This window comes from Paenarthrobacter sp. NCHU4564 (genome assembly GCF_052156435.1).
Taxonomy (GTDB): domain Bacteria; phylum Actinomycetota; class Actinomycetes; order Actinomycetales; family Micrococcaceae; genus Arthrobacter.
This window is the reverse complement of record NZ_JBQLIS010000002.1, coordinates 83,413-106,919: the sequence shown is the minus strand read 5'-3', so window position 1 is coordinate 106,919 and position 23,507 is coordinate 83,413. Positions and strand designations below refer to the sequence as shown.

At 64.3% G+C, this 23,507-nt stretch carries 20 protein-coding genes; 12 read left to right on the top strand and 8 right to left on the bottom strand.

All coding sequences use genetic code 11. The annotated features are described in order from the left end of the window. The first annotated feature begins 2 nt into the window (after positions 1-2). Genes ACSVIE_RS02935 through ACSVIE_RS02925 form a run of 3 tightly spaced genes read left to right on the top strand, consistent with a single transcriptional unit; the run spans position 3 to position 3,919 of the window. Positions 3-1,211, top strand: coding sequence for a glutathionylspermidine synthase family protein (locus ACSVIE_RS02935; protein ID WP_426003719.1), 1,209 nt, complete (start codon positions 3-5; stop codon positions 1,209-1,211). Continuing rightward, a complete protein-coding gene (locus tag ACSVIE_RS02930; protein ID WP_442422967.1) occupies positions 1,208-2,728 on the top strand; it encodes an APC family permease in 1,521 nt (506 codons plus the stop codon). The genes ACSVIE_RS02935 and ACSVIE_RS02930 overlap by 4 nt, the downstream gene beginning before the upstream one ends. A 27-nt stretch (positions 2,729-2,755) precedes the next feature. Then, positions 2,756-3,919: an acyl-CoA dehydrogenase family protein gene (locus ACSVIE_RS02925; RefSeq protein ID WP_442422966.1), complete on the top strand. Its 1,164-nt coding sequence runs from the start codon at positions 2,756-2,758 to the stop codon at positions 3,917-3,919. Between the two features lie 76 nt (positions 3,920-3,995). Here the strand turns inward: ACSVIE_RS02925 and ACSVIE_RS02920 are convergent, their stop codons facing one another. After that, on the bottom strand, positions 3,996-4,604 hold the full coding sequence (locus ACSVIE_RS02920; protein WP_426003722.1) for a TetR/AcrR family transcriptional regulator: 609 nt from the start codon (positions 4,602-4,604) through the stop codon (positions 3,996-3,998). A 142-nt stretch (positions 4,605-4,746) separates the two neighbouring features. On the opposite strand from ACSVIE_RS02920, the gene ACSVIE_RS02915 reads away from it, so the two are divergent. From ACSVIE_RS02915 to ACSVIE_RS02900, 4 genes are read left to right on the top strand one after another with little or no spacing between them, the layout of a single operon-like run. Further along, a complete protein-coding gene (locus tag ACSVIE_RS02915; protein ID WP_442422965.1) occupies positions 4,747-6,081 on the top strand; it encodes an ABC transporter substrate-binding protein in 1,335 nt (444 codons plus the stop codon). Next, the gene (locus ACSVIE_RS02910; RefSeq protein WP_442422964.1) at positions 6,078-7,025 is read left to right on the top strand and encodes a carbohydrate ABC transporter permease; all 948 of its coding nucleotides are present in this window, start codon (positions 6,078-6,080) and stop codon (positions 7,023-7,025) included. The genes ACSVIE_RS02915 and ACSVIE_RS02910 overlap by 4 nt, the downstream gene beginning before the upstream one ends. Beyond that, the gene (locus tag ACSVIE_RS02905; RefSeq protein ID WP_442422963.1) at positions 7,022-7,942 is read left to right on the top strand and encodes a carbohydrate ABC transporter permease; all 921 of its coding nucleotides are present in this window, start codon (positions 7,022-7,024) and stop codon (positions 7,940-7,942) included. The genes ACSVIE_RS02910 and ACSVIE_RS02905 overlap by 4 nt, the downstream gene beginning before the upstream one ends. Next, positions 7,942-11,040 (top strand): glycoside hydrolase family 2 TIM barrel-domain containing protein, encoded by a 3,099-nt coding sequence (locus ACSVIE_RS02900; protein ID WP_442422962.1) that lies wholly within the window; start codon positions 7,942-7,944, stop codon positions 11,038-11,040. Before ACSVIE_RS02905 ends, ACSVIE_RS02900 begins: the two co-directional genes overlap by 1 nt. 72 nt (positions 11,041-11,112) lie before the next feature. On the opposite strand, the gene ACSVIE_RS02895 is transcribed toward ACSVIE_RS02900, so the two are convergent. Next, a complete protein-coding gene (locus ACSVIE_RS02895; RefSeq protein ID WP_426003727.1) occupies positions 11,113-12,459 on the bottom strand; it encodes an MFS transporter in 1,347 nt (448 codons plus the stop codon). Further along, positions 12,456-12,986 (bottom strand): winged helix-turn-helix transcriptional regulator, encoded by a 531-nt coding sequence (locus ACSVIE_RS02890; protein WP_426003728.1) that lies wholly within the window; start codon positions 12,984-12,986, stop codon positions 12,456-12,458. The genes ACSVIE_RS02895 and ACSVIE_RS02890 overlap by 4 nt, the downstream gene beginning before the upstream one ends. A gap of 147 nt (positions 12,987-13,133) precedes the next feature. On the opposite strand from ACSVIE_RS02890, the gene ACSVIE_RS02885 reads away from it, so the two are divergent. Beyond that, the gene (locus ACSVIE_RS02885; protein ID WP_442422961.1) at positions 13,134-15,269 is read left to right on the top strand and encodes a phosphocholine-specific phospholipase C; all 2,136 of its coding nucleotides are present in this window, start codon (positions 13,134-13,136) and stop codon (positions 15,267-15,269) included. Here the strand turns inward: ACSVIE_RS02885 and ACSVIE_RS02880 are convergent. The 4 genes from ACSVIE_RS02880 to ACSVIE_RS02865 are packed head-to-tail and all read right to left on the bottom strand — an operon-like array spanning position 15,266 to position 19,641. Then, positions 15,266-16,615 (bottom strand): glycosyltransferase 87 family protein, encoded by a 1,350-nt coding sequence (locus ACSVIE_RS02880; protein ID WP_442422960.1) that lies wholly within the window; start codon positions 16,613-16,615, stop codon positions 15,266-15,268. The two genes, ACSVIE_RS02885 and ACSVIE_RS02880, sit on opposite strands and share 4 nt — an antisense overlap. Positions 16,616-16,619: 4 nt before the next feature. After that, complete coding sequence (locus tag ACSVIE_RS02875) at positions 16,620-17,789, bottom strand: cystathionine gamma-synthase (RefSeq protein ID WP_442422959.1); 1,170 nt, start codon at positions 17,787-17,789, stop codon at positions 16,620-16,622. Between the two features lie 13 nt (positions 17,790-17,802). Further along, entirely contained in the window at positions 17,803-19,188 is a 1,386-nt protein-coding gene (locus ACSVIE_RS02870) for a cystathionine beta-synthase (RefSeq protein WP_426003732.1), read from the bottom strand. Positions 19,189-19,248: 60 nt separating this feature from the next. Further along, positions 19,249-19,641 carry a VOC family protein gene (locus tag ACSVIE_RS02865; protein ID WP_442422958.1) on the bottom strand — a complete coding sequence of 131 codons (393 nt, stop codon included), beginning with the start codon at positions 19,639-19,641 and terminating at the stop codon, positions 19,249-19,251. A gap of 132 nt (positions 19,642-19,773) precedes the next feature. Here ACSVIE_RS02865 and ACSVIE_RS02860 point away from each other — a divergent pair, with 132 nt between their 5' ends. From ACSVIE_RS02860 to ACSVIE_RS02845, 4 genes are all read left to right on the top strand, one after another. Next, positions 19,774-20,748 (top strand): DNA-3-methyladenine glycosylase family protein, encoded by a 975-nt coding sequence (locus ACSVIE_RS02860; RefSeq protein WP_442422957.1) that lies wholly within the window; start codon positions 19,774-19,776, stop codon positions 20,746-20,748. A 118-nt stretch (positions 20,749-20,866) separates the two neighbouring features. Beyond that, positions 20,867-21,835, top strand: coding sequence for an ATP-binding cassette domain-containing protein (locus ACSVIE_RS02855; RefSeq protein ID WP_442422956.1), 969 nt, complete (start codon positions 20,867-20,869; stop codon positions 21,833-21,835). Then, positions 21,835-22,650, top strand: a complete 816-nt coding sequence (locus tag ACSVIE_RS02850) for an ABC transporter permease (RefSeq protein ID WP_442422955.1) — start codon at positions 21,835-21,837, stop codon at positions 22,648-22,650. The genes ACSVIE_RS02855 and ACSVIE_RS02850 overlap by 1 nt, the downstream gene beginning before the upstream one ends. A gap of 91 nt (positions 22,651-22,741) precedes the next feature. Next, complete coding sequence (locus ACSVIE_RS02845; RefSeq protein ID WP_426003737.1) at positions 22,742-23,020, top strand: putative quinol monooxygenase; 279 nt, start codon at positions 22,742-22,744, stop codon at positions 23,018-23,020. 95 nt (positions 23,021-23,115) lie between these two features. Here ACSVIE_RS02845 and trxA read toward each other — a convergent pair whose 3' ends face one another. After that, positions 23,116-23,493 (bottom strand): thioredoxin, encoded by a 378-nt coding sequence (gene trxA / locus ACSVIE_RS02840; RefSeq protein ID WP_426003738.1) that lies wholly within the window; start codon positions 23,491-23,493, stop codon positions 23,116-23,118. Positions 23,494-23,507 lie beyond the last annotated feature (14 nt).

Below are 23,507 nucleotides of genomic sequence, written 5' to 3'. Positions count from 1 at the left end.
GCGTGCGTCGATTGACCTCCGCGCCCAGGCCGGACTGGAAACAGAAGATCGAAGAACAGGGCCTGGTTTTCTCCACCACCACCATGCCCGACGGCCGCAAAATCGAATACTGGAACGAATCGGCCTACTACGAATTCACCATGGACGAGGTGGAGACCCTCGAGAAGACTGCCGAGGACATGCATCTCATGTGCCTGGAGGCCGCCAAGTACCTGGCCACCGGCGCCATGGGCGACATTGGCATCGGACGGCAGGCCCTGGAGCTCGCTGCGGAGTCGCTGCAGGCCGGCGACATGGATGTCTACGGCCGCTTCGACTTCATCTACGACGGCAAGGGCGGGCCGGCCAAGATGCTGGAGTACAACGCCGACACCCCTACCGGCCTGATCGAAGCCTCGGTCGCACAATGGTTCTGGCTGCAGGACGTGTTCCCTGATAAGGACCAGTGGAACGGGATCCACGAAGCCCTGATCCGCCAGTGGCAGAAGCTCCAGTTCCGCACGGGCATGAGCACGCTGCACGTCGCCCACTCCGAGGCGGAAGAATCCGGCGAGGACTGGATGACCGCCGCCTACATGCGCGACGTCGCCAGCCAGGGCGGATGGACCACCATTGGCATCAACATGTCCGATATCGGCTGGGACCCCAACCTGAACAGGTTCGTGGACCTGGACAATTTCATGATCAGCACCATGTTCAAGCTCTACCCGTGGGAACTGATGATGAAGGAGCCCTTCGGGCACCGGCTCCTGACCCGCGCGCACAATCCGCGCTGGGTGGAACCGGCCTGGAAGATGCTGCTCTCCAACAAGGCCCTCCTGGCCGCCCTGTGGCACCTTTACCCCGGCCATGAAAACCTTCTGCCCGCCTATCTGGGCGACCCCGGTCCGCTGAAGGAATGGGTGGCCAAGCCGCTCCATGGCCGCGAGGGCGACAATATCCGCATCCACGCCCCGGGAATCGACATCTCGCAACCTGGCGGCTATGGCCGGGAGGGCTGGTGCTACCAGCAGTACCACTCCCTGCCGGACTACGACGGCAACCATCCCGTCCTGGGGCTGTGGGTGGTGGACGGCGAGTCCGTCGGCTGCGGCATCCGCGAATCAGACGGGCCCATCACGGACTACTTCTGCCGCTTCGTGCCCAACACGATCGACGCTCCGGCGCCGGCACAACCCACTTCGACCTCACCTTTTGGAGCCGTACTATGAGCACTGAAATTTCGACGCCGGGTGGTTCCCCGGGCGGCGACGGAACCGCCGTCGTTCCTTCCAAAGGCCTCCACGCCGGAATCCTGGACCTTGGCGACTCCGTCATGCTGGGCCTGGCGTCAACGGCGCCTGTCTATTCCTTGGCTGCCACGCTGGGCCTCATTGTTGCCGTCAACGGCAACTACACTCCCCTGATCCTCATCCTGGGCTTCATCCCGGTCCTCTTTATTGCGTACGCCTTCCGGGAACTCAACAGCGCCTTGCCGGACTGCGGCACCACGTTCATGTGGGCCAGGAAGGCCTTCGGTCCCTGGGCCGGCTGGCTCGGCGGCTGGGGCGTCGCCCTGGCAGGGATCGTGGTGCTCGCCAACCTGGCACAGATCGCCGGCAAATACCTTTGGCTGCTGGTCGGCGACGGCTCCCTGGCGGAGAACACCTGGCTGGTCACTGCCACCGGTGTACTGTTCATCGCCTTCATGACCTATGTGAATCATCGCGGGATCAGGCTGGGCGAGCATGTACAGCGGACCCTGACCTACATCCAGTACATCTCGCTGGGAATCTTCGCACTGGCGATCATCATCCGCATCGCGGGCGGTGCTCCGGAGGGACAGGCCTTCGACTTTGAGTGGTTCAACCCGGTGGGCGCTTTCGCGGACCCCAGTGCCGTGGTCCACGGCGTGCTGCTGGCGCTGTTCATCTACTGGGGTTGGGACACCTGCCTGGCCCTGAATGAAGAGACTGAGAACCCGGCCAAGACCCCGGGCCGCGGGGCCGTGATCTCGGCGTTCGTCCTGGTAGCGATCTACGTGTCTGTTGCCCTCCTGGTGATGATGTACGCAACGATCGGCACCGACGGCATCGGCCTCGGCAATGAGGCCAACCAGGACGATGTCTTCCTGGCCATGAAGGACGTCGTGCTGGGGCCTTGGGGCTGGCTGATCGTGGTGGCCGTGCTGGCTTCCGTCCTGTCCTCAACGCAGACCACCATCCTCCCGACGGCCAGGGGCACGCTGTCCATGGGAGTGCATGGAGCCCTTCCGCCCCGGTTCGGCAAGGTCCACGAGCGTTACATGACTCCCGGGTTCTCCACGCAGGTGATGGGCGCCGTTGCAGTGGTGTACTACGTGGCCATGAGCTTCCTCAGCGAAAACCTGCTGGCCGACTCCATCAGTGCCATCAGCTTGTTCATCGCCTTCTACTACGCACTGACCGGCTTCTCCTGCGTCTGGTACTTCCGTGCCACGCTCCGCGAATCCGCCCGCAACCTCTGGTTCCGCGGCATCCTTCCTTTCCTTGGTGCGCTGAGCCTTACGGTCGCGTTCTTCATCTCCGCCGTGGAAATGTGGGACCCGGCTTACGGCGACACGCAGATCTTCGGCATCGGCGGGGCCTTTGTCAGTGGTGTCCTGCTGCTGGCCCTGGGCGTGGTGCTGGCCGTGGTGTGCCGCTTCGCCCCCTCAACCAGGGACTACTTCACCGGCAAGCGCGCAGAGGCCGGGGTGGTCCGGGGCTAGGGTCGCTCCTGCGCCTAGGATGCTGGCATGAGCGATCCTTCCGATGTCCTTGCCCTCGACTCCCTTTTGAGCGCCGAAGAACTGGACACCAGGGAGCGGATCCGCGATTTCACCACCCAACGGATCAGGCCCAACATTGCCCGCTGGTACGAGGACGCCGTCTTCCCCCGGGAGATCGCACAGGAACTGGGTGAGCTGGGTGTCCTCGGCATGCAACTGGAGGGTTATGGCTGCCCGGGCCGGACCGCCGTCGAATATGGCCTGGCCGCCATGGAACTGGAAGCCGGCGACTCCGGCATCCGCACCTTTGTGTCGGTGCAGGGTTCCCTGGCCATGACCGCGATCCATTCCTGGGGCTCGGAGGAACAGAAGGAGCGCTGGCTGCCCCGGATGGCCGCGGGTGAGCTGATCGGCTGCTTCGCCCTGACAGAGCCCGCTGCGGGGTCCGATCCTTCGTCCATGACCACGTTCGCCCGCGAGTCGGACGGGGGCTGGGTTCTGGACGGTGCCAAGCGGTGGATCGGGTTGGCGTCGATGGCAGACGTCATGGTGGTGTGGGCGAAAACAGCCGAGGGCATCCGCGGCTTCCTGGTCCCGGCCGGGACAGCCGGGGTCACTGCCACCCCCATCGAACCGAAGCTCTCCATGCGCGCTTCCATCCAATGCGAGGTAACGTTCGACGCCGTTCGGCTGGGTCCGGAGTCCGTCCTCCCGGGTGCCAACGGACTCCGCGGGCCGTTCACGTGCCTTAACGAGGCCCGCTACGGCATTGCCTGGGGTGCCATGGGAGCAGCCCGCGACTCCTACGAGGCTGCCTTGGACTACGCCGGTGGCCGCATACAGTTCGACCGCCCGCTGGCCGGGTACCAACTGACGCAGGAAAAGTTGGTGAACATGCTGGTGGAACTGCAAAAGGGCACCATGCTGGCCCTCCACCTGGGCAGATTGAAGGACGCCGGCAAGCTGCGGCCCGAACAGATTTCCCTGGCCAAGCTGAACAACGTGCGCGAGGCCATCAAGATCGCCCGCGAAGCCCGGACCATCCTGGGTGGCAATGGGGTAACCCTGGAACATTCACCCCTGCGGCACGCCAACAACCTGGAATCCGTGCGGACGTACGAAGGCACCGATGAAGTGCACACCCTGATCCTGGGGCACCACATTACGGGCATCCCGGCCTTCCGCGGCTAAGTTTCCCGTTGCGGGGTCCACTGTGCGGGCTATTCGATGGCGTGTCCGCGCAAAGCGGGCCTGACAACGCAGTCAGCTAGCGCGGGACCACCACCAAGTCGAAGAAAGCGCGCAGGCTTTGCGCAACGTTCACGTCGTCCGGGGCCAGGAGCCATTGTGTCTGGACACCATCCCACAGACCCACCAAGGAGGTGGCAGCCTGTGCCGGATCCACTCCGGGGCGGAGCCTTCCCTCGGCCTGGAGCTCCTTGAACCGCCTCGTGTAGCTCCGCCGAAGCCGGGCGAAACGGTCGGTGAAGTACTCCCTGCCAGGGTGCCCTTCGGTCAGGGACTCAGCGCACAGCACCGTGTACAGCTCAATCACCCCGGGGATGTTCTCGTTGTACTCGGCGGTTCCAAAGACCACCTCGGCAAAGCCCTCCGCCATATCGGCCGGGTTGGCGGCCTCGGTAATTTCGTCACGCCGGGCAAGCACTGCCATCAGGAGCTCGCTCTTGGAGGGGAAATAGTGCAGGAGGCTGGTTTGGCTCATGCCGGCGTGGTCGGCGACGTCCTGAAGTGAACCTCCACGGTAGCCCCGGGCAGCAAAAACCGCGTGGGCAGCATCCAAAATGGTGCGTCGCCGCTCCTCGGACTTGGCGTAGGGACCACGCTTCCCGGAGCGCGCACTGTCCTTTGTGGTCATGGCTAGCCAGTGTACAGGCGGAGTTCGCGGCATCACATAAAATTCGAGTAGTCACTCGAATTTTATGTTACCGTGATCACATTCGGCCGCCGGCGGACGTTCGTCAGTGGCCTCTGCAACCGACACAACGAGGTGAAGGCACATGACCGCTCTCACGCGAAGACAACTCCTTGGTGCTGGATTGGGTACCGCCGCAATGGGCGTCCTTTCAGGGTGCGCCACGCCGGGCACCCAGTCAGTCAACGCGGCCCCCACTCTTGCTCCTGCACAGGGCCCCGTGAGGCTTACCTACTGGGCCTGGCTCAAGGACTTCCAGAATGTCGCCGACCTTTGGAATGCACAGCACCCTGATATCCAGGTCGACGTAGTGTGGATTCCAGGCGGCAACTCCGGCGGATACCAGAAGCTCTACTCGGCCCTGGCTGCCGGGGGCGGCCCCGACCTCGCGCAAGTGGAAATGCGTTCCATCCCCGAGTTCCTCCTCGTCAACGGACTGGTGGACCTGTCCCGCTACGGGGCCAATGACCACGCCCATCTCTATGACGAGACACTGTGGAAGCAGGTCAGCTACGCCGGAGGCGTCTACGGCATTCCGCAGGATTCAGGCCCGATGGGGATGTTCTACCAACCCGCGGTCCTCGAATCAGTGGGCGGGACGACCCCCGCCACGTGGGACGAGTGGGCCGGCCTGGGCAAGGAACTCCGTTCCAGGGATGTCTACCTGGACTGCTTCCCCATCAGCGATGCCTCACCGTTTGCTTCCTATGCATCCCAGGCCGGCGCGGTGTGGCTACGCCCGGAATCCGACGGCTGGGTCATTAACATGACCGACGACGCCACGCTCAACACGGCCCGGTTTTTCGATCAAGCCATCGACCAGGACATCGTCAATACTGCCTACGGAGCCTTTTCCCCCGCATGGTTTGCCGCCGCAGCCAAGGGTGGCATTGCCTCCACCATCACGGGCAGTTGGGGTGACGCCCTGGTCCAGGGTGTCAGCGGCTCCGAAGGTAAATGGCGCGTTGCTCCCATGCCCACGTGGGACGGCAGCGGGTTCGGGTCCAGCTATCTGGGAGGTTCCACCGCCGCAGTGCTGGCCAACAGCAAGCACCCCAAAGAGGCACTCGAGTTCGCCGTCTGGCTCACCACCTCCACGGAAGGGATCGATGCCGAGATCAAGCACAGCGGCATCGGCTGGTCGCCCAACCCCGGTTTCATCGGCACTGAGCGGAAGCAACCGTCCACCTTCTTCAGTGGCCAACGCTACAACGAGGAAGTGTTTGTTCCAGCCACGGGCCAACAAAACACGGACTGGTCCTGGTGGCCGGTCACCCAGCAGTCGTTCAACATCCTCAGTGACGGTTTCCGGAAGAAGGCATTCGGGACCAGCTTGGTGGACTCAGTGGTGAAGTCCGAGCAGCAGATCATGGAGGTCTTCAAGAACAAAGGCCTGAGCATCCGGAAGGAAACGTCATGACCACCGTCCGCACCGTTCCAGTCAGCCAACGCTCCGGACCAGCACCATCCCGCAGTAAGCGAACCGGAGCCACCACCCGGGCACCCTGGCTTCTGCTTGCGCCGTTCCTGGCATTGTTCGCCCTTACGTTTATCCTGCCCATCATCGCCGCCGTTGGTTCCAGCTTCACCAAGGTCACCCGCCAAGGCCTCTTCGGCGAAGCCGGCGTTACCAGCGAATTCGCGGGATTCGGCAACTACGCATTGGCACTGGGCGACGGAGGTTTTGTGGCCTCCATAGGACGCATGCTGCTCTTTGGCGTCGTTCAGGTTCCTGTGATGATCATTTTCTGCACCGTCCTGGCCTTGCTCCTGGAATCAGCTTCGGCACGATGGCCGGGGTTCTTCCGCGCCGCCTATTTCCTTCCCTACGGGGTGCCAGGTGTGATCGCCACCATCCTCTGGTCCTTCCTCTATGTGCCCGGACTCAGCCCCTTGTTTGATGTAGCCAAGATCGTGGGCCTGACTCCTGACTTCCTGGGTGCCAACAGCGTGCTCTGGTCAGTGGCCAACATCGTGACGTGGAGCTACACCGGCTACAACATGCTGATTATCGTCGCCCAGTTGAAGGCCATTCCGGGGGAACTCTACGAGGCCGCGAAAGTGGACGGCGCCTCGACGTGGCGGGTTGCCCGGAGCATCCAGCTTCCCCTGATCCGTCCCGCGTTGGTCCTCACCACGGTTTTCTCGATCATCGGCACGCTCCAACTGTTCGCCGAAGCCCAGGTGTTGAAAACGGTAGCTCCTGCCATCGACAGCCAGTACACCCCGAACCTCAGCGCCTACACCACGGCCTTTGCCTACAACGATTACAACGTCGCCGCTGCCCAGTCGGTCATCATCGCCGTCGCGGCATTTGTTTTGTCCTTCGCCTTCCTCGCATTCACGAACAGGAAGTCCTCATGACCACAACAGCCACCAAACCGACGTCGAACATCCCGTCACCAGACGGCAAGCCCGCCATGGGAGCGGACCGCGCGGCAGGGCGGCGCCGCTCATCCACCATCATCGTCACCGCGATCCTGGTGATCGTGGCACTGTACTTCCTGATCCCCGTGTACTGGGTCTTCGTCGCCTCAACAAAGTCCACCGCGGATCTCTTCTCTACCAACGGTTTCTGGTTCGCATCCACGTTTTCCTTGGGCGAGAACATCGCCAAGGTGGTCAGCTACGACAATGGGATCTTTGGCCGCTGGTTCCTGAACTCGGCCATCTACGCGGGCGTTGGCGCACTGCTCGCCACATACTTCGCCGCGGCCGGCGGGTACGCGCTGGCCAAGTACCGGTTCCGCGGACGGAACCTGGTGTTCGGCACCATCCTCGGCGGAGTCCTGGTTCCCGGCACGGCCACGGCGCTGCCCCTGTTCCTCCTGTTCAGCCAGATGGGACTCGCCAACACCTACTGGAGCGTCCTGCTTCCATCCCTTGTCTCGCCTTTCGGCCTGTTCCTCTGCAGGATCTACGCGGAAGCCACCGTGGATACAGCCCTGATCGAGGCGGCACGGATCGACGGCGCAGGGGAACTCAGGATCTTCCACACCATCGGGCTTAAGGTACTCACGCCTGCCCTCGTCACGGTCTTTCTCTTCCAACTTGTAGGCATCTGGAACAACTACTTCCTGCCGCTGGTCATGTTGTCCGACTCCGAGCTCTACCCCATCACACTCGGTCTCAACAACTGGCTTAGCCAGGTTGACCGCTTGCCCGAATTCTATGAACTCACCACCGGCGGAGTGTTGCTGTCCATCATTCCGCTCAGTATCGCAATGGTCGTCCTGCAACGCTTCTGGCGCGGCGGACTGACAGAAGGAGCCGTTAAGTAATGCCATTGTCCCCAGAACACCAGCACGTTTCCTACCTCACGGATCCCGGCCCCGGATCCGGAAACAGGATGCCCGCGCGCTCGTGGCTGCACAGTGATGCCCCGGCACTCTCCCTTAATGGTGAGTGGCGTTTCAGGCTTCTGCCGGCTGATCCCGGCACGGCGGGCGGACGTGGAGTCCTTCCCGCGGGAGAAGCAACCGAAGGAGTCTCGGAGGAAGCCCTGGATGACTCAGGATGGGACCAGATGCCGGTTCCCGCCCACTGGGTCCTGGAGGGCAGTGGCCGTTATGGACGCCCGATCTACACCAATGTCCAGTTCCCTTTCCCTCTTTATGCGCCGCACGTCCCGGACCACAATCCGACCGGCGACTACCGCCGGACTTTCGAGGTACCGGCGGAGTGGAGTGAAGTCGGGAAAATCCTTCTGCGCTTTGACGGCGTGGAATCCCGGTACAAGGTGTGGCTCAACGGGAGCCTGATCGGCGTAGGCACGGGAAGCCGCCTCGCCCAGGAATTCGATGTCACCGAAGCCGTACGGCCCGGCAGGAACCTGATTGCCGTCAGGGTCCACCAATGGTCCGCATCCAGCTATGTGGAGGATCAGGACCAGTGGTGGATGCCGGGCATTTTCCGGGACGTCACCCTTCTGGCCAGGCCCCTCGGCGGAATTGACGACGTCTGGCTCCGCACCGCATTCACCAATGCAGGAGCAGGAACCATCGATCCTGAGATCGTGGCCTCCCCCGCCGCCTTCCCCATCAGGCTCAGCGTGCCGGAACTGGACGTCGACGTCGTCTGGAACTCGCCTGCCGACGTCGCCCCTGTGGCGATCACCGCCGTCGAACCTTGGTCCGCAGAAGTTCCGCGCCTGTACAACGCCACTGTGGCCAGCGAAAGCGAGACCATATCGCTGCGCCTCGGTTTCCGCAGCGTGGAGATCCGGGGAGACCAGTTCCTGGTGAACGGCCGGCGCGTAGTGTTCCACGGAGTTAACCGGCATGAGACACACCCGGACCGGGGCCGCGTGTTCAACGAAGACTTTGCACGCGAGGATCTGGCCTTGATGAAGCAGTTCAACGTCAACGCCATCCGAACCAGCCACTACCCGCCCCACCCACGCTTGCTGGACATCGCCGATGAGCTGGGCTTCTGGGTGATTCTGGAATGCGACCTCGAAACCCATGGTTTCGAGGCGCACGGCTGGGTTGGCAATCCCAGCGACGATCCCGCTTGGCGTGAGGCCCTGCTGGATCGGATGGAACGGACGGTGGAACGGGACAAGAACCACCCGTCGATCGTCATGTGGTCCCTGGGCAACGAGTCCGGAACAGGATCAAACCTTGCTGCCATGTCCGCCTGGACGCATGCCCGCGACTCCGGGCGACCGGTCCATTACGAAGGCGACTACACGGGCGCCTATACCGATGTGTATTCGCGCATGTACTCCTCCGTCCCGGAGACCGAATCGATTGGCCGCGACGACTCCGGCTCACTCCTGCTGGGTTGCTCCGCCGCGGAGTCGGCCCGCCAGCGGACCAAGCCGTTCATCCTGTGCGAATACATCCACGCCATGGGCAACGGTCCGGGCGCCATCGACCAGTACGAGGACCTCGTGGACCGCTACCCCCGCCTGCACGGTGGGTTCGTTTGGGAGTGGCGGGATCACGGCATCCGTACCACCACCTTGGATGGCACGGAGTTCTTCGCCTATGGCGGCGACTTTGGCGAGGTGGTGCACGACGGGAACTTCGTGATGGACGGCATGGTCCTGTCCGACTCCACACCAAGCCCTGGACTCTTTGAGTACAAGCAGGTTGTCTCGCCGTTCCGTTTGGGTTTTGGACCGGAAACGCCCGACGGCGGCACAGGCCGGTTCGTGTCCGTCGCCAACCTGCGGCACACGGCGGATGCATCGGATATTGTGCTGCGCTGGCGTACCGAGGTGGACGGGGTGGTAAACGCTTCCGGCGAACTGGACGTGCTCACGGAAGCGGGAACGCCGCTGGCTGCCGGCGATGCGGCGCGGATCGCGATGCCGGCGTTCGCGCCCGTGGCCTCTGCCGAATACTGGCTGACGGTGGAGGCCGTCCTTCGAAAGGACACAGCGTGGGCAGAAGCCGGGCACGTTATCAGCGCCGCGCAATTGGAACTGACCGAGACAGGTCCGCGCCAGGCAATACCCCGCCCTCTTGTTCTGCCTTCGCGGCCTGATGGCGGGGCGCCGACGACGTTGACCTTGGGACCCGCTGCTTTCCAGGACGGCCGTCTGGTCTCGCTGGCCGGCTTGCCGGTGACCGGGCCGCGCCTCGAACTGTGGCGGGCACCGACCGACAACGACGCCGGTGCAGGGAGGGGCAGCTACGACACCGCCGATCCATGGCTGAACAACGGGAACGGGGTGCCTGCCCCGGCCCTGGCAGAGCAATGGCGCCAAGCTGGACTCGACCGCTTGACTGCGCGTGTAGAGGACGTCGTTTCCAGCGGTGACGGCCTGCGTGTCCGTACGCGCTATGCCGCCGCGAACAGCTCACACTGGGTCTCCGTGACCGAAGAGTGGCAAGTATCCGGCGGCGAGCTCTGGCTGCGCGTTGACGTCATCCCCGGATCCCGCTGGGACATGGTCTGGCCCAGGGTGGGCATCCGTTTGGACTTGCCCGGTTCGGTTGACGGGGTCTCGTGGTTTGGTACGGGACCGCGCGAGTCCTACCCGGACAGCCGCCGTTCCGCCCTGGTAGGCCGGTACTCGGCAGGAATTGAGGAGTTGTCCGTTCCTTACTCCAAACCCCAGGAAACCGGACACCGGAGCGATGTACGGTCACTGGACCTGCAAAATTCCGGCCATCCTTGGTTGCGGTTCGACGCTGTCCCTGATTCCCGCGGCCGCCTGCCGGGATTTACCCTGGCAGGGCACACAGCCCAGGAAATGGCCGGCGCGGATCACCCCCACGAACTGCCGCCAAGCCAAGGCAGCTACCTGTACCTCGACGCCGCTCAGCATGGACTGGGTTCGAGGGCCTGCGGGCCGGATGTCTGGCCTGACTTTGCGTTGCGGCCCGAGGCCAGGAATCTGACGTTCAAGATCACGGACGTGGGCTAGTACACCCGTTGTGGGGCCCGCTCTACGCGTTTCCAGGCCGGAATAGCGCGCGGAACGGGCCCCACAACACGGTCAGGGAACAGCCACCGGCTCCTTGCGTGCGGCGTCCTTGCGGATGGTGGCACTGATGACGGCGGCCACGGTGCACATGGCTGCCGCACCAAGCCAGGCGTAGTTGTAGTGCCCCGTGGCGTCGCGGATGAATCCGGCCAGGAGAGCCGCCACGGCTGCTCCGAGCTGGTGGGCCGCGAACACCCAACCAAACACCACGGAACCATCTGCACCGAAGACGGAGCGGCAGATGGCCGCCGTGGGCGGGACGGTGGCAACCCAGTCCAGGCCATAGACCACCACGAAGATGATCATGCTTGGCTCCACCGTGGAGCCCAGCAGCAAGGGCAGCACCAGCAGCCCGATGCCACGGAATTGGTAGTAGATGGCCAGCAGCACCTTCGGGTTGAACCGGTCCGTCAGCCAACCGGAGGCGATGGTGCCCACGATATCGAAGATCCCCACCACGGCCAGCAGCCCGGCAGCAGTAGTTTCCGGCATGCCATGATCGTGCGCCGACGGTATGAAGTGCGTTCCGATCAGTCCGTTGGTGGTGGCACCGCAGATTGCGAAACCGGCGGCGAGCCCCCAGAACGTCCGTACCCTGCTGGCCCTTTTCAGGACCTGGAGTGCCCGCACCGCAGCGTTGACTGGCTTGCCGCCCGGCGTCGTGCTTTCCTCCGGGGCGGCCACCTCCGTTGGCGCTTCGGCACCGTATGGAAGGACCCCGACGTCGGCAGGTGAGTTGCGCAGCCAGCGCAGCACCAGCGGAACAACGGCAAGCGCGCCGGCGGCGATGAGGAGTGATGCACCCCGCCAACCGGGGTTTTCGGCGAGCGCCGCGATGAAGGGCAGGAAGACGAGCTGCCCTGCTGCGCTTCCGGCGGTGAGGATGCCGATCACCAGGCCGCGGCTCTTGGCGAACCAGGTGTTGGCGATGGTAGCGGCGAACACCAGGGCCATGGATCCCGTTCCCAGTCCAATGAGCAGACCCCAGGTGAACAGGATCTGCCAGGACTGGTTCACGAAGACGGTGAGTGCGGAGCCCAGCCCGATCAGGCACAGCGCCAGTGCCGTGACCTTCCGGATCCCGAACCGCTCCATGAGGGCCGCCGCGAAGGGAGCCGTCAGGCCGAAGAGCACCAGGTTGATGCTGACCGCCAGTGACAGGACGGTGGTTGACCATCCGAATTCCTCGCGCAGCGGGACCATAAGCACCCCCGGAGCGGCACGGAATCCCGCTGCTCCCACCAGGGCCAGGAATGCGACGGCGGCTACGATCCATGCGGGGTGGAGGCGGCGTGCGGGCTTCTTCCCGTCCGGAGTGGCCCCGGCGTCGGAGGTGCGGGTTGTCTTTGACGCGGTCATGCGGGCATCTCCGTTTGCTGTGATGTGGTGGCCGGTCCGCCTGGTGGTGCGACCGCCAGTTGGATGGGGTGCCCGCTCCTGAGGCTGTGCCAGCTGGTATTGGCTGCCGTAAGGGGTGTCCCGCAGTGCGTGCAGGTATCGGCGGATGACGTTGGCTGTCCGCAGTCGGTGTGGATGACGCGCATATGGGAAACGTCGTTGGGTGCATCCAGGTGCTTCTCGGCCCAGATGATGATGGCATTGAGCACGGGGAGCGCGTCTTCACCCTTGCGGGTCAGTACGTATTCGTGCCGGGTCCTGCCGCCATCCTGGTAGGGACGCTTGGCCAGCAGCCCAGCCTCCACGAGCCAGCCGAGCCGCTTGCTTAAGACGTTGTCGGCCACATCGAGCCGCTTCTTGATGGTGTCATAGCGGCCATTCCCGAAGAAGATTTCCCGGAGGACCAGGCTGCCCCAGGGATCACCAAGGACATCAAGTCCACGGGCAAGGCTGCAGGTCCTGGCAGACCAGTCCGAACGCAAAGGCATGATGTGAACGTACCTGACTTCTTTGAAGAAAGCCAGAGCGCCCCCGCGGGCGCGACACACCCCCTTGGTTTGCCCCGGTTTCACTCGTGGTTCACCAGGCTCTCCTACGCTGGCTTGGTCAACTCTGACCACGAAAGGCGTTAGTTAATGTCCTTGAAGTTCCCTGATCTGGTTAATCGTTCAACCGACGGCTCGCTTTCCCGGCGCGGCTTCCTCGGCACCGCCGCCGCGGCCACCGCCCTGGCGGCCACCGGCTCCCTGCTGCCTCCTTCGGTCCAGGCAGCGATGGCCAAGCCGGTACCGCCGGGAGACCTCCAGTCCATCAAGCACGTGATCATCCTCATGCAGGAAAACCGGTCCTTCGACCACTATTTCGGCTCCCTGCGCGGCGTCCGGGGCTACGGGGACAAAGCTGTAACCCGGCTGCCGGGTGGGACCTCCATGTTCGAGCAGCCCCGGGCCACGGGCGGCACGGTGCTGCCTTTCTCGCTGCGGAAGGCAGCCGAACTGGCCGGCCGTCCCGGCTCGGACATTCAATACCTGGGTGACCTCGACCATTCGTTCTCCGGAACAACGGCAGCCTGGAACAACGGATGGTGCGACCGGTGGATTCCGACCAAGAGCGCGTCCACCATGACGTTCTACGAGCGGGCCGACATCCCCCTGCAGTACGAACTCGCCGACACCTTCACCATCTGCGACGCGTACCACTGCTCGGTCAACGGTTCCACCAACCCCAACCGGAATTACCTCTGGAGCGGCACCACCGGAACCGAACCGGGCAGCACCAAACGTGCCGTCACCAACGCGGCCTACGGTTACACCCACGGCGGCTATGACTGGACCACCTACCCCGAACGCCTTGAACAAGCCGGCATTCCCTGGAGGATCTACCAGGACTGGGACAACTTCACGGACAACGCCGTGGAATACTTCCAGACATTCAAGGCGATCGGCCGCAAGATCCTGGCGTCCGTGGAAGGAAACCTGCGGACCACCGAAGAGTTCTACGACAAGCTCGCCGGCAGGACCGCCGCAGAGCAGGACCGCCTGCTGGCCCAACTGCAAGAAGGCCGGGCGACGCTGAGCGAAGCAGAGAAGGCACTCTTCGACAAAGCGATGTGGCGCGGGCGCCCTGACACCTTGTTGGAACGCCTCAGTGCCGACATCGCCGGCGGCACTCTTCCCCGCGTCAGCTGGCTGGTTCCCTCCGCGGCCGACTCGGAACACCCCGGCGCCTCCACACCAGTGGGCAGCGCCAACTTCGTCTACCGGCTGCTGGACACCGTGGCGAGCAACCAGGAGACGTGGGACAGCACCGCGATCTTCCTGAACTTCGATGAGAACGACGGCTACTTCGACCACGTTCCCCCACCTGTCCAGCCGCGGCCCGCCTCCGGTGAGGACACCGAGTGGACCACGGGCCAGCCCATCGGCCTGGGGCCCCGAGTGCCCATGACCGTGGTTTCACCGTGGACGATCGGTGGCTACGTGAGCTCCGAGGTGTTCGACCACACGTCCGTGCTGCGCTTTTTGGAGCGCTGGACCGGAGTGGAGGAACCCAACATCTCGCCGTGGCGCCGCGAGGTCTGCGGGGATTTGACGGGGGTCTTCAACTTCCAGTCCCCCGGCACTCCTCCCGTGCTTGACCAGCCCGGCCCGGTACCGGCGAAGATCAGCCGCTGGCGACCCAATCCACCAGCCGTCCAGGTGGCTCCGATCCAGGAGGCGGGGAGCCGGCCGGCGCGGCCTCTTCCCTACCGTCCCAGGGTGTCCGCCGCGGTCCGGCCTGCGGGGATCACGTTGGCGTTGGCCAATGACGGCCGGCGCTCCGCGCACTTCACTGTCTACGGCTACGCGGGCGAAGTCACCGAACCCCGCCACGTGGATGTCCTCGGCACCCACAGCGTGGACCTGCCCGCTCCCGGCGGCGGCTTTGACGTGGTGGTCACAGGCCCCAACCGCTACCAGTACGAGCTGAAGGGCTCGACGGCGGGTGCCGCGTCCGGCGTCGACGTTCGCCTTAACGGCTTCCGCGGCGGCAAGGCCGTGGAGCTGGAAGTCCGCAACACCGGCACGGCAACCGTCACCGTGCGTCTGGAAGCGCTGCAGTACGGGGACCGTTCCGAATCCGTGCGGCTCAAGCCGGGCCAAGTCAGGAAGATCGGCTGGGAGACCATCCAGGGCTGGTACGACGTGGAGGTCACGAGCCCTGACGACGCATCCTTCCGGCGGCGCCTGACCGGCCGTGAAGAAGATGGCCGGGAGGGTATTTCAGGCTAGGCCGTAGTGCGGGGTGCGGCGTCTGCGCCAGGTGCGGCTCCGGGGCTGGTCCGGCCCTCCCCGGGGTCGCTGGACCGGGCCGCCGCACCCTGCCTCAGCACGGCCCGTGACGGCCGATAGGCAAGCGCCCAGTAAGCCAGCATGGCCAACGCGCACACCACGCCAAGGCTGGACACCATCAGCTGCCACTGGGTCTGCGGATCCTTGCCCCATTCGGCAGCTCCCGCCCAGACGGCCAGGTTCTTGGGGGTCATGTAGAACGCAATGGTGGAGGCCACCACAATGATCCAGCCAGCCAGACGCATGCGTCCGCTGCGGGTGGGAACGCGGTGCATGGCGAAGGCCATGCTCGGCAGGGCAACAGCCACCCACACCCAGTGGTGCGACCACGAAACCGGGCTGATCAGCAGCATGAGGATCGCCGTTGCGGACACGGCAACGAAGTTCTCCTCGGCATCGACCGCCCACTTGATGATCAGGGCGGTCAGGACGGCCAGTCCCACTGAGCCTGCGAGCCAGACGAGGTTGGTGATCGTCGAATCGGGCATTCCGAAGTGCAGCAGCAAACCCTTCAGCGAGAGGTTGTCAACGTAGGCCGGCCCACCGATCCGTCCAGTGTCCGGAAGGATCCGGGTCCAGAACATGAGCGACGTTTGGGGCAGCGCTGCCCAGGCCGCGGCAATGGAGCCGAAGAACCCTGCTGCCATCCATGCGAGCGCTTTGAAGTCCTTGCGCACCAGGAAATAGAGCCCGAAGGCCAGGGGCGTGAGCTTGATGCCTGCAGCCAGGCCGATCAGGAGTCCGGCGGGCCAGCGGATCTGTCCTGCCCGCACTTTGCCGTAGAGCGCGAAGTCGGCCAGGATCACGCCCATCAGGATGATGTTGATCTGTCCAAAGACGAAGGTGTCACGCCATGGGCCCAGCAACAGGATGGCACCGGTGCCCAGTAACGCAGTGGTCCTGAAACGGTAGTCGGCAAACGCCGCCCGCCATTCCACATGGCCGAAGTAGTGCCTGGCCAGCCAGGCAGCGACCACGGCAGCTCCCACCAGGGCAGCGATGATGAAGACCAGGCTGCCCGCGAAGAAGCCCATCGCGGCGAGGCCTGAGAAAAGCAGGGCTGCGAACGGCGGATACGTGAACGGCAAGCCGTCGCGGACCGCGTAAAGGTCGCCGCCTTCCAGGATTTTGGTCCCACCGTAGTGGTAGACCTCGTAGTCATACAGGGCCGGCTGGTAATCCGTGTAGAGGAACCAGACCGCGACGGCGAGGGTGAACAGGGCAGCAAGGGTCAGCGTCCAGCCGCGCTTGGCGGTGGACGCTGCCGTTTGTACAGGAGAAGACACGGTGTCAGCCGTTGCTGATCTTGGCGAAGGCCTGTTCGAGGTCGGCAATCAGGTCCTCGGCATCCTCGATGCCGCAGGACAGCCGCAGCAGGTTCTCCGGAACCGCCAGCTCCGTGCCCTTCACGGAGGCATGGGTCATCTCGGACGGGTAGTTCATGAGGGATTCGATCCCGCCCAGGGACTCTGCCAGCGTAAAGACGGAGGTCGACTCGGCAACCGTGCGTGCCGCTGCCTCACCGCCCTTGAACTGTACAGACACCATGCCGCCGAACTTCTTCATCTGCCGGGCAGCCAGGTCATGGCCCGGGTGGTCGGGAAGTCCCGGGTACAGGACAGCTTCCACTTCCGGGCGCTGCAGCAGCCACTCGGCAACCGCCTGGCCGTTCTCGCTGTGACGGTCCATGCGTACGCCCAGGGTCTTGAGGCCACGGGTGGTCAGGAAGGCGTCCATGGGCCCGGACACAGCGCCAACGGCGAACTGGATAAAGCCGATCTTTTCGGCCAGTTCAGCATCCTTGACCACGATCGCTCCCCCCACCACGTCGGAGTGTCCACCGATGTACTTGGTGGTCGAGTGGACCACCACATCGGCACCCAGGGTGAGCGGGGTCTGCAGGTAGGGGGACGCAAAGGTGTTGTCGACCACCAGGAGGGCACCGGCGTCGTGGGCTACCTGGGCGAGCGCCGCGATGTCGGTGATCTTCATCAGCGGGTTGGAGGGCGTCTCTACCCACACGATGCGCGTGTTGTTGGCGGCGACAGCACGTGCCACGGCGTCAAGGTCGGCCATGTCCACCGGCGTGTTTCCTACGCCCCAGTCACCCAGGACACGGTTGATCAGGCGGTATGTTCCGCCGTAGGCATCGTTGCCGAGGACGATGTGGTCTCCCGGGCGGGCCACCGCACGGATCAGGGAGTCCTCGGCGGCGAGGCCGGAGCCAAAGGAGAACGCGGCGGTGCCACCTTCCAGCGCGGCAAGCTGTTCCTGCAGCGAATCGCGGGTGGGGTTGCCGCCGCGGCCGTACTCGTAGCCGGAGCGGAGGCCGCCGATGCCGTCCTGGGCGTAGGTGGTGCTGAAGTGCAGGGGCGGAACGACCGCGCCGGTCCGTGGCTCGAAGGCCTGGCCGGCATGGACGGCCCGGGTGTTGAAACCGGCGTTGTTGGGTGCAGACATGGAAGCTCCTTTGTCAGTTGCTCAGGTAGGCAAGAAGGTCATGCCGCGTCAGGATGCCCACGGGGGCACCAACGAACGTGACCATGACGGTATCGACGTCGGACAACAGCTCGCGGGCAGCCGATATGGTCTCCAGCGATCCGATCACGGGGAGCTTGTCCCCCATGTGCTCGGCGATCTTGTCCGTGAGCTTGGCTTCGCCCCGGAACAGCTTGCTGGTCAGGCTGCGCTCGTCCACTGCACCAAGGACCTCACCCATCACCACCGGCGGTTCCTGGGACAGGACGGGGATGTGGGAGACGCCGAACTCGTTCATGATGTTGATGACATCGCGCACGGACTCGTTCGGGTGGATGTGGACCAGGTCTGGAAGCTCACCGGTCTTGGACTTGAGGACCTCGCCCACGGACACTTCTTCCCCTCCTGAGAGGAAGCCGTAGGAGCGCATCCATTGGTCGTTGAAGATCTTGGCCAGGTAGCCCCGGCCGGAATCGGGCAGGATCACCACCACGACGGCTGACTCATCCAGCTCCTGCGCGGCCTTCAGCGCAGCGACCACTGCCATGCCGGACGAACCACCCACCAGGAGGCCTTCCTCGCGGGCAAGGCGGCGTGTCATGGCGAAGGAGTCGGCGTCCGAAACGGCAATGACGTGGTCTGCCACCGTGGGATCGTAGTTGGCGGGCCACATGTCCTCGCCGACGCCCTCCACAAAGTAGGGCCGCCCGGTGCCGCCGGAGTAGACCGAACCTTCCGGGTCGGCGCCAATGACCTTGACCCGTCCGCCGTCGGACTCGGGACGCTCCGCCGAGACCTGCTTCAGGAAGCGGCCCGTGCCGGTGATGGTGCCGCCGGTTCCGGCGCCGATCACCACATGGGTTACCTTACCGTCCGTGTCGCGCCAGATCTCCGGCCCGGTTGACTCAAAGTGGCTGCCCGGTGCGGCCGGGTTGGAGAACTGGTCCGGTTTGAAGGCGCCCGGAATCTCCTTGACCAGGCGGTCGGACACGCCGTAGTAGCTGTGCGGGCTGTCCGGTGCCACGGCGGTGGGGGTCACCACGACTTCCGCTCCGTAGGCTTCCAGGACGGCGCGCTTGTCTTCGCCCACCTTGTCCGGCACCACGAATACGCACTTGTAGCCCTTCTGCTGCGCCACGAGCGCCAGGCCAACACCCGTGTTGCCGGAGGTAGGTTCCACGATGGTTCCGCCGGGCTTGAGCCGCCCGTCCTTCTCGGCCGCTTCGATCATTTTCACGGCGATGCGGTCCTTGATGGAGCCGCCGGGGTTCACGTATTCGAGCTTGACCAGGACGGTGGCCTTGATGCCTGCAGTAACGTGGTTGAGCTTGATGAGCGGCGTATTGCCTATGAGGTCCAACACGGACTGGGCGTACTTCATAGGTACAAAGTTACCGCCTGCCTGCTGCTCCCCCGGACCGGCGGTCACCGGGAGTCAACCTCAGCTTCCCGCGGAAGAGTCTGTCTGCCGCACGCCCAGGATGTTGCCTTCGGTGTCCTTGAAGTACGCGTACCAGCCCATGCCCGGTACGGCATCCTTGCCCTGCACTACCGATCCACCGGCCGATTCAACCTGGGCCAGGGCAGCGTCGACGTCCTCCACGTCCAGCGTGAGGATCGGCGTTTTCAGGTTGTCCGTGCGGGGGAACAACGCGCCGTTGATGGCTCCTGGCTGTTTGGGTGCGCCTGTTTGTTCATCGGAATCGGTGGTGATGGCGATCGTATAGTCCATGCCCTGCATCGGGCTGAGGTTCCAGTCGAAGACGCTCTTGTAGAAGCTGTTGGCCCGGTCGGTGTCCTCGGTGGGGATTTCAAAGTGCACAATTCCAGCCATGGTTCCGCGCTCCTGGTTTTGGTTTGGGGCGCGGCCCACCCGCGCCACATCTGGGAGTCTAGACCCGCGCAATTTATTCCGTAAGGCTTAGCGTGGCTCGGATTGTCGGTGGTGCGTGGGACCATTAAGTACATGACCATCGCAGAAGCCCCGCCCCTTGTTGCGGCCGCGGCAGATGCTTCTGTGCGGTGGCATCCCGGCGCAGCGTTCCGGCTGGACCAGACCCTCTTTCCCTTGATGCGCGGCAACGGCGATCCGTCGTTCGCTGCCCACCCAAACGGCTTTTGGCTGGCGTTCACCACGCCCGCGGGGCCCGCCACCTTGCGGCTCTCCGGTGGTGGTGCCGGCAACGTTTCCTTCGTGGATGCCCAGGCCTGGGGTCCCGGCGCAGGGGACGCCGTGGCAGGGGTGCCCCGGCTTTTGGGCGCGGCTGACGATTGGTCCGCCTTTGACGAGCCCGCTTTCCACCACACCCTCCCGCGGCTGGTGCGGGAAGCACGACGCCGGAACCTGGCTGTGCGGCTGCCTTCCACCGGCCGGGTGGTTGACTCCCTGGTGCCCACCATCCTGGAGCAGAAGGTCACCACACTGGAGGCCCGGCGTGGTTACCGGTACCTGATGTACCGCTACGGAACCGCAGCTCCCGGCCCGGCGGCTCCACGAGGACTGCTCGTGCCACCCACTGCCCGGCAGTGGCTTTCCGTTCCGTCGTGGGAATGGCACAAGGCAGGAGTTGGGCCGCAGCGTTCGGCCACGGTCATGCGCGCGCTGCAGTCCGCCGTCGCACTTGAACGCCTGGGCGCGGTAAGCGCGGCCGAGGCCGGAGCAAAACTGCAGTCCATTCCCGGCATTGGCGTGTGGACGGCGGCGGAGGTGGTGCAACGGACCCACGGCTGCCCCGACTCGATTTCCGTGGGCGACTACCACCTTGCGTCGTACGTCGGGTATGCGCTGACGGGCCGGAAGACGGACGACCCCGGCATGATCGAACTCCTCGAACCCTGGCGGGGGCAACGCCAGCGGCTGGTGCGGATGCTGTACCTGAGCGGGTTCCGCAAGCCCACCTTCGGACCGCGGATGACGGTCCAGGACCACCGCGCACACTGACCCTCCCCATGCGGACGGAAGGTGTCCGCGGAAGTATTTACCGTGCCCGCTGCCGGGTATAGCGTGGCGCCTGGAGTCAGCTAATCCCAGCCCTGCAGCTACCCGCCCTGGAGTGCCCGTGATCCACACGAACAAGCTCACCAAAACGTTTACTGCGAAAAAAGAAACGGTGGAGGCCGTCAAGGGGGTGGACATCGACGTCGCACCGGGTGAGTTGGTGGCCTTCCTGGGGCCCAACGGTGCCGGCAAATCCACCACCCTGCGCATGCTCACCACGCTGCTGAAACCTACCTCCGGCACCGCCACGGTGGCGGGGGTGGATGTCGGGGAGGACCCGGCCGGTGTCCGGGCACGCATCGGCTACATCGGCCAGGGCAACGGCGGCGGGCATAGCTACCGCGTCATTGACGAACTCATCATGCAGGGCCGCTTCTACGGCATGAACACCGCGGACGCCAAGGCGCGGGCCGAGACGCTCATGGCATCCCTGGACCTGGGCGACCTCGCCAAGCGCACCGTCATCAAGTTGTCCGGCGGCCAGCGCCGCCGCATGGACGTAGCCCTGGGACTCATGCACTCCCCGCAACTGCTGTTCCTCGACGAGCCCTCCACCGGAATGGATCCGCAGAACCGGGCCAACCTGTGGGAACACATCATGCGGATGCGTGCTGAACTCGGCACTACGATCGTGCTCACCACGCACTACATGGACGAGGCGGACTCCATGTCCGAGCGCGTGATCGTGATCGACCACGGCTCGATCATCGCCGACGACACCGCCGCCAGGTTGAAAGCGAACCTCGCCGGCGATCTCCTGGCGGTGGAGGTTGCGGCGGGGGCCGCTCCCGAGGTCCGGGGCCTGCTGGGCCGGGCCGCCGCAGAAGGCCAGCTTGAAGAGGCCGCCTACGACGGCGTGGTCCGCTTCCGGTTGCGGCTGGCGGAGGGAGCGCACCTTGCGCCCGGCCTCCTGAAGGACATGCACGACGCCGGTGCTCCCGCCCAGTCAATGGAGCTGAAACCACCCACGCTCGACGACGTTTTCCTGGAACTCACGGGCCGCAGTTTGCGGGAAGGAGCTGAGGTTTGATGGCCGCAGAAGCCGCGGTGAAGGTGGGGACCGGCCTGCACAGGCCTGGGGTTTCCCGCGTTGTGTCCGACACCTGGTTCGTGTTTTGGCGGGAGATGCTCCTGCCGCTGCGGGACCCGTTCTCGCTGATCTTCTCCCTGATCCAGCCCTTGGTGTTTTTGGGGTTGTTTGGTCCACTGCTCAGTGCGTCGGTGGGTGCTCCGGTCTTTGGCGGACAGTCCACGCTGCAGTGGTTCCTGCCGGGCGTGGTGGTCATGATCGCCCTCTTCGGCACGTCCATGACCGGCTCCAACCTGCAGTACGAGCTCATGACGGGCTCCTACGAAAGGATTCTTGCCACTCCCCTGTCCCGTTCCTCTTTGATGGTCGGCAGGGCGCTGAAGGAGTGGGCTCCGCTGGTGGTCCAGGGCCTGCTGATCTCCGTGGTCTGCATCCCGTTCGGCTTCGTGTTCCATCCGCTGCACGTCCTGCTGGGCCTGGTGATCCTGGGTATCTTCGGCATCGGGCTGGGCGCTTTGTCCTACGCGTTGGCGCTGGTGTCCCGGAACAAGGAGTGGATTTTCTGGGGCGTGCAGCAAACCCTGCTGTTCCCGCTGATGATTTTGTCCGGCATCATGCTGCCGATCGAGGTGGGACCGGACTGGATGAAAGTGGCCAGCTTGTTCAACCCGCTGACGTACCTCGTCAATGCAGAGCGTGAGCTCTTCGCCGGAACGGTCGGCAACCACACGCTTTGGGGACTCGTGGCCGCCGTGGTGACTGCCGCCGTCGGGCTGGTGGTGGGGATCCGCACGATTGCCCGCAGCACCAAGTAGTGTCCGCCTGGCTTCTGCCACACCGTTGCCTGGCGCAACAGAGCCGTAACCACAGCAAAACCCGCCCTGTCCTGCCGGTAGTGTTGGGGCCATGAGTGAACCCATTGACCTGAAGGCCACGTTCATCCCCAACGAAGGCGAGTTCTACCGCGTGAAGCTTGCCCTGGAAATTGCGATCGATGAGGTGGTCAACGAGCCCGGCTGCATCCGTTACGAACTGACGGAAGCCACCGAGGAAAAGCTGGTGCTCACTGAGCGCTGGGAATCCGAGGAACTCCTGGACAAGCACTCCAAGGGAGTTGCCGTGCAGGACCTGAACGAGTCGTTGAGCGCCCTGCTTGCCGAACCGGTCAAGCTGGAACGCCTCTAAGACCAGCTGTCCCGGCAGAAACTGCCGGAAACAGGACGAGGTCGCCGGAAGTTTCCGGCGACCTCGTGTTTTTTCCGCGCTGGACGCGGGTTGGTCTAGTTTTCCTGGGCTTCGGCACGCTGCTTGGCAACGTGGGCGTGCACCTCGTCCATGTCCAGGCCCTTCACGGCCTCGATGACCTGCTCAAGCTGAGGGCCGTTGAGCGCACCCGGCTGCGAGAAGACCAGGACTTTCTCGCGGAAAGCCATCAGCGTGGGAATGGAAGAGATTCCGGCTTCGGCTGCAAGCTGCTGCTCGGCCTCGGTGTCCACCTTTGCAAAGACGACATCCGAGTGCTTGTCGGAGGCAGCCTCGTAAGTGGGCGCGAACTGGCGGCACGGGCCGCACCAGGCAGCCCAGAAATCCACCAGGACGATGTCGTTGTCCTCAACGGTCGATGCGAACTGTTCTCCAGTGATGTCAACTGTAGCCATGCTTCCACGGTACG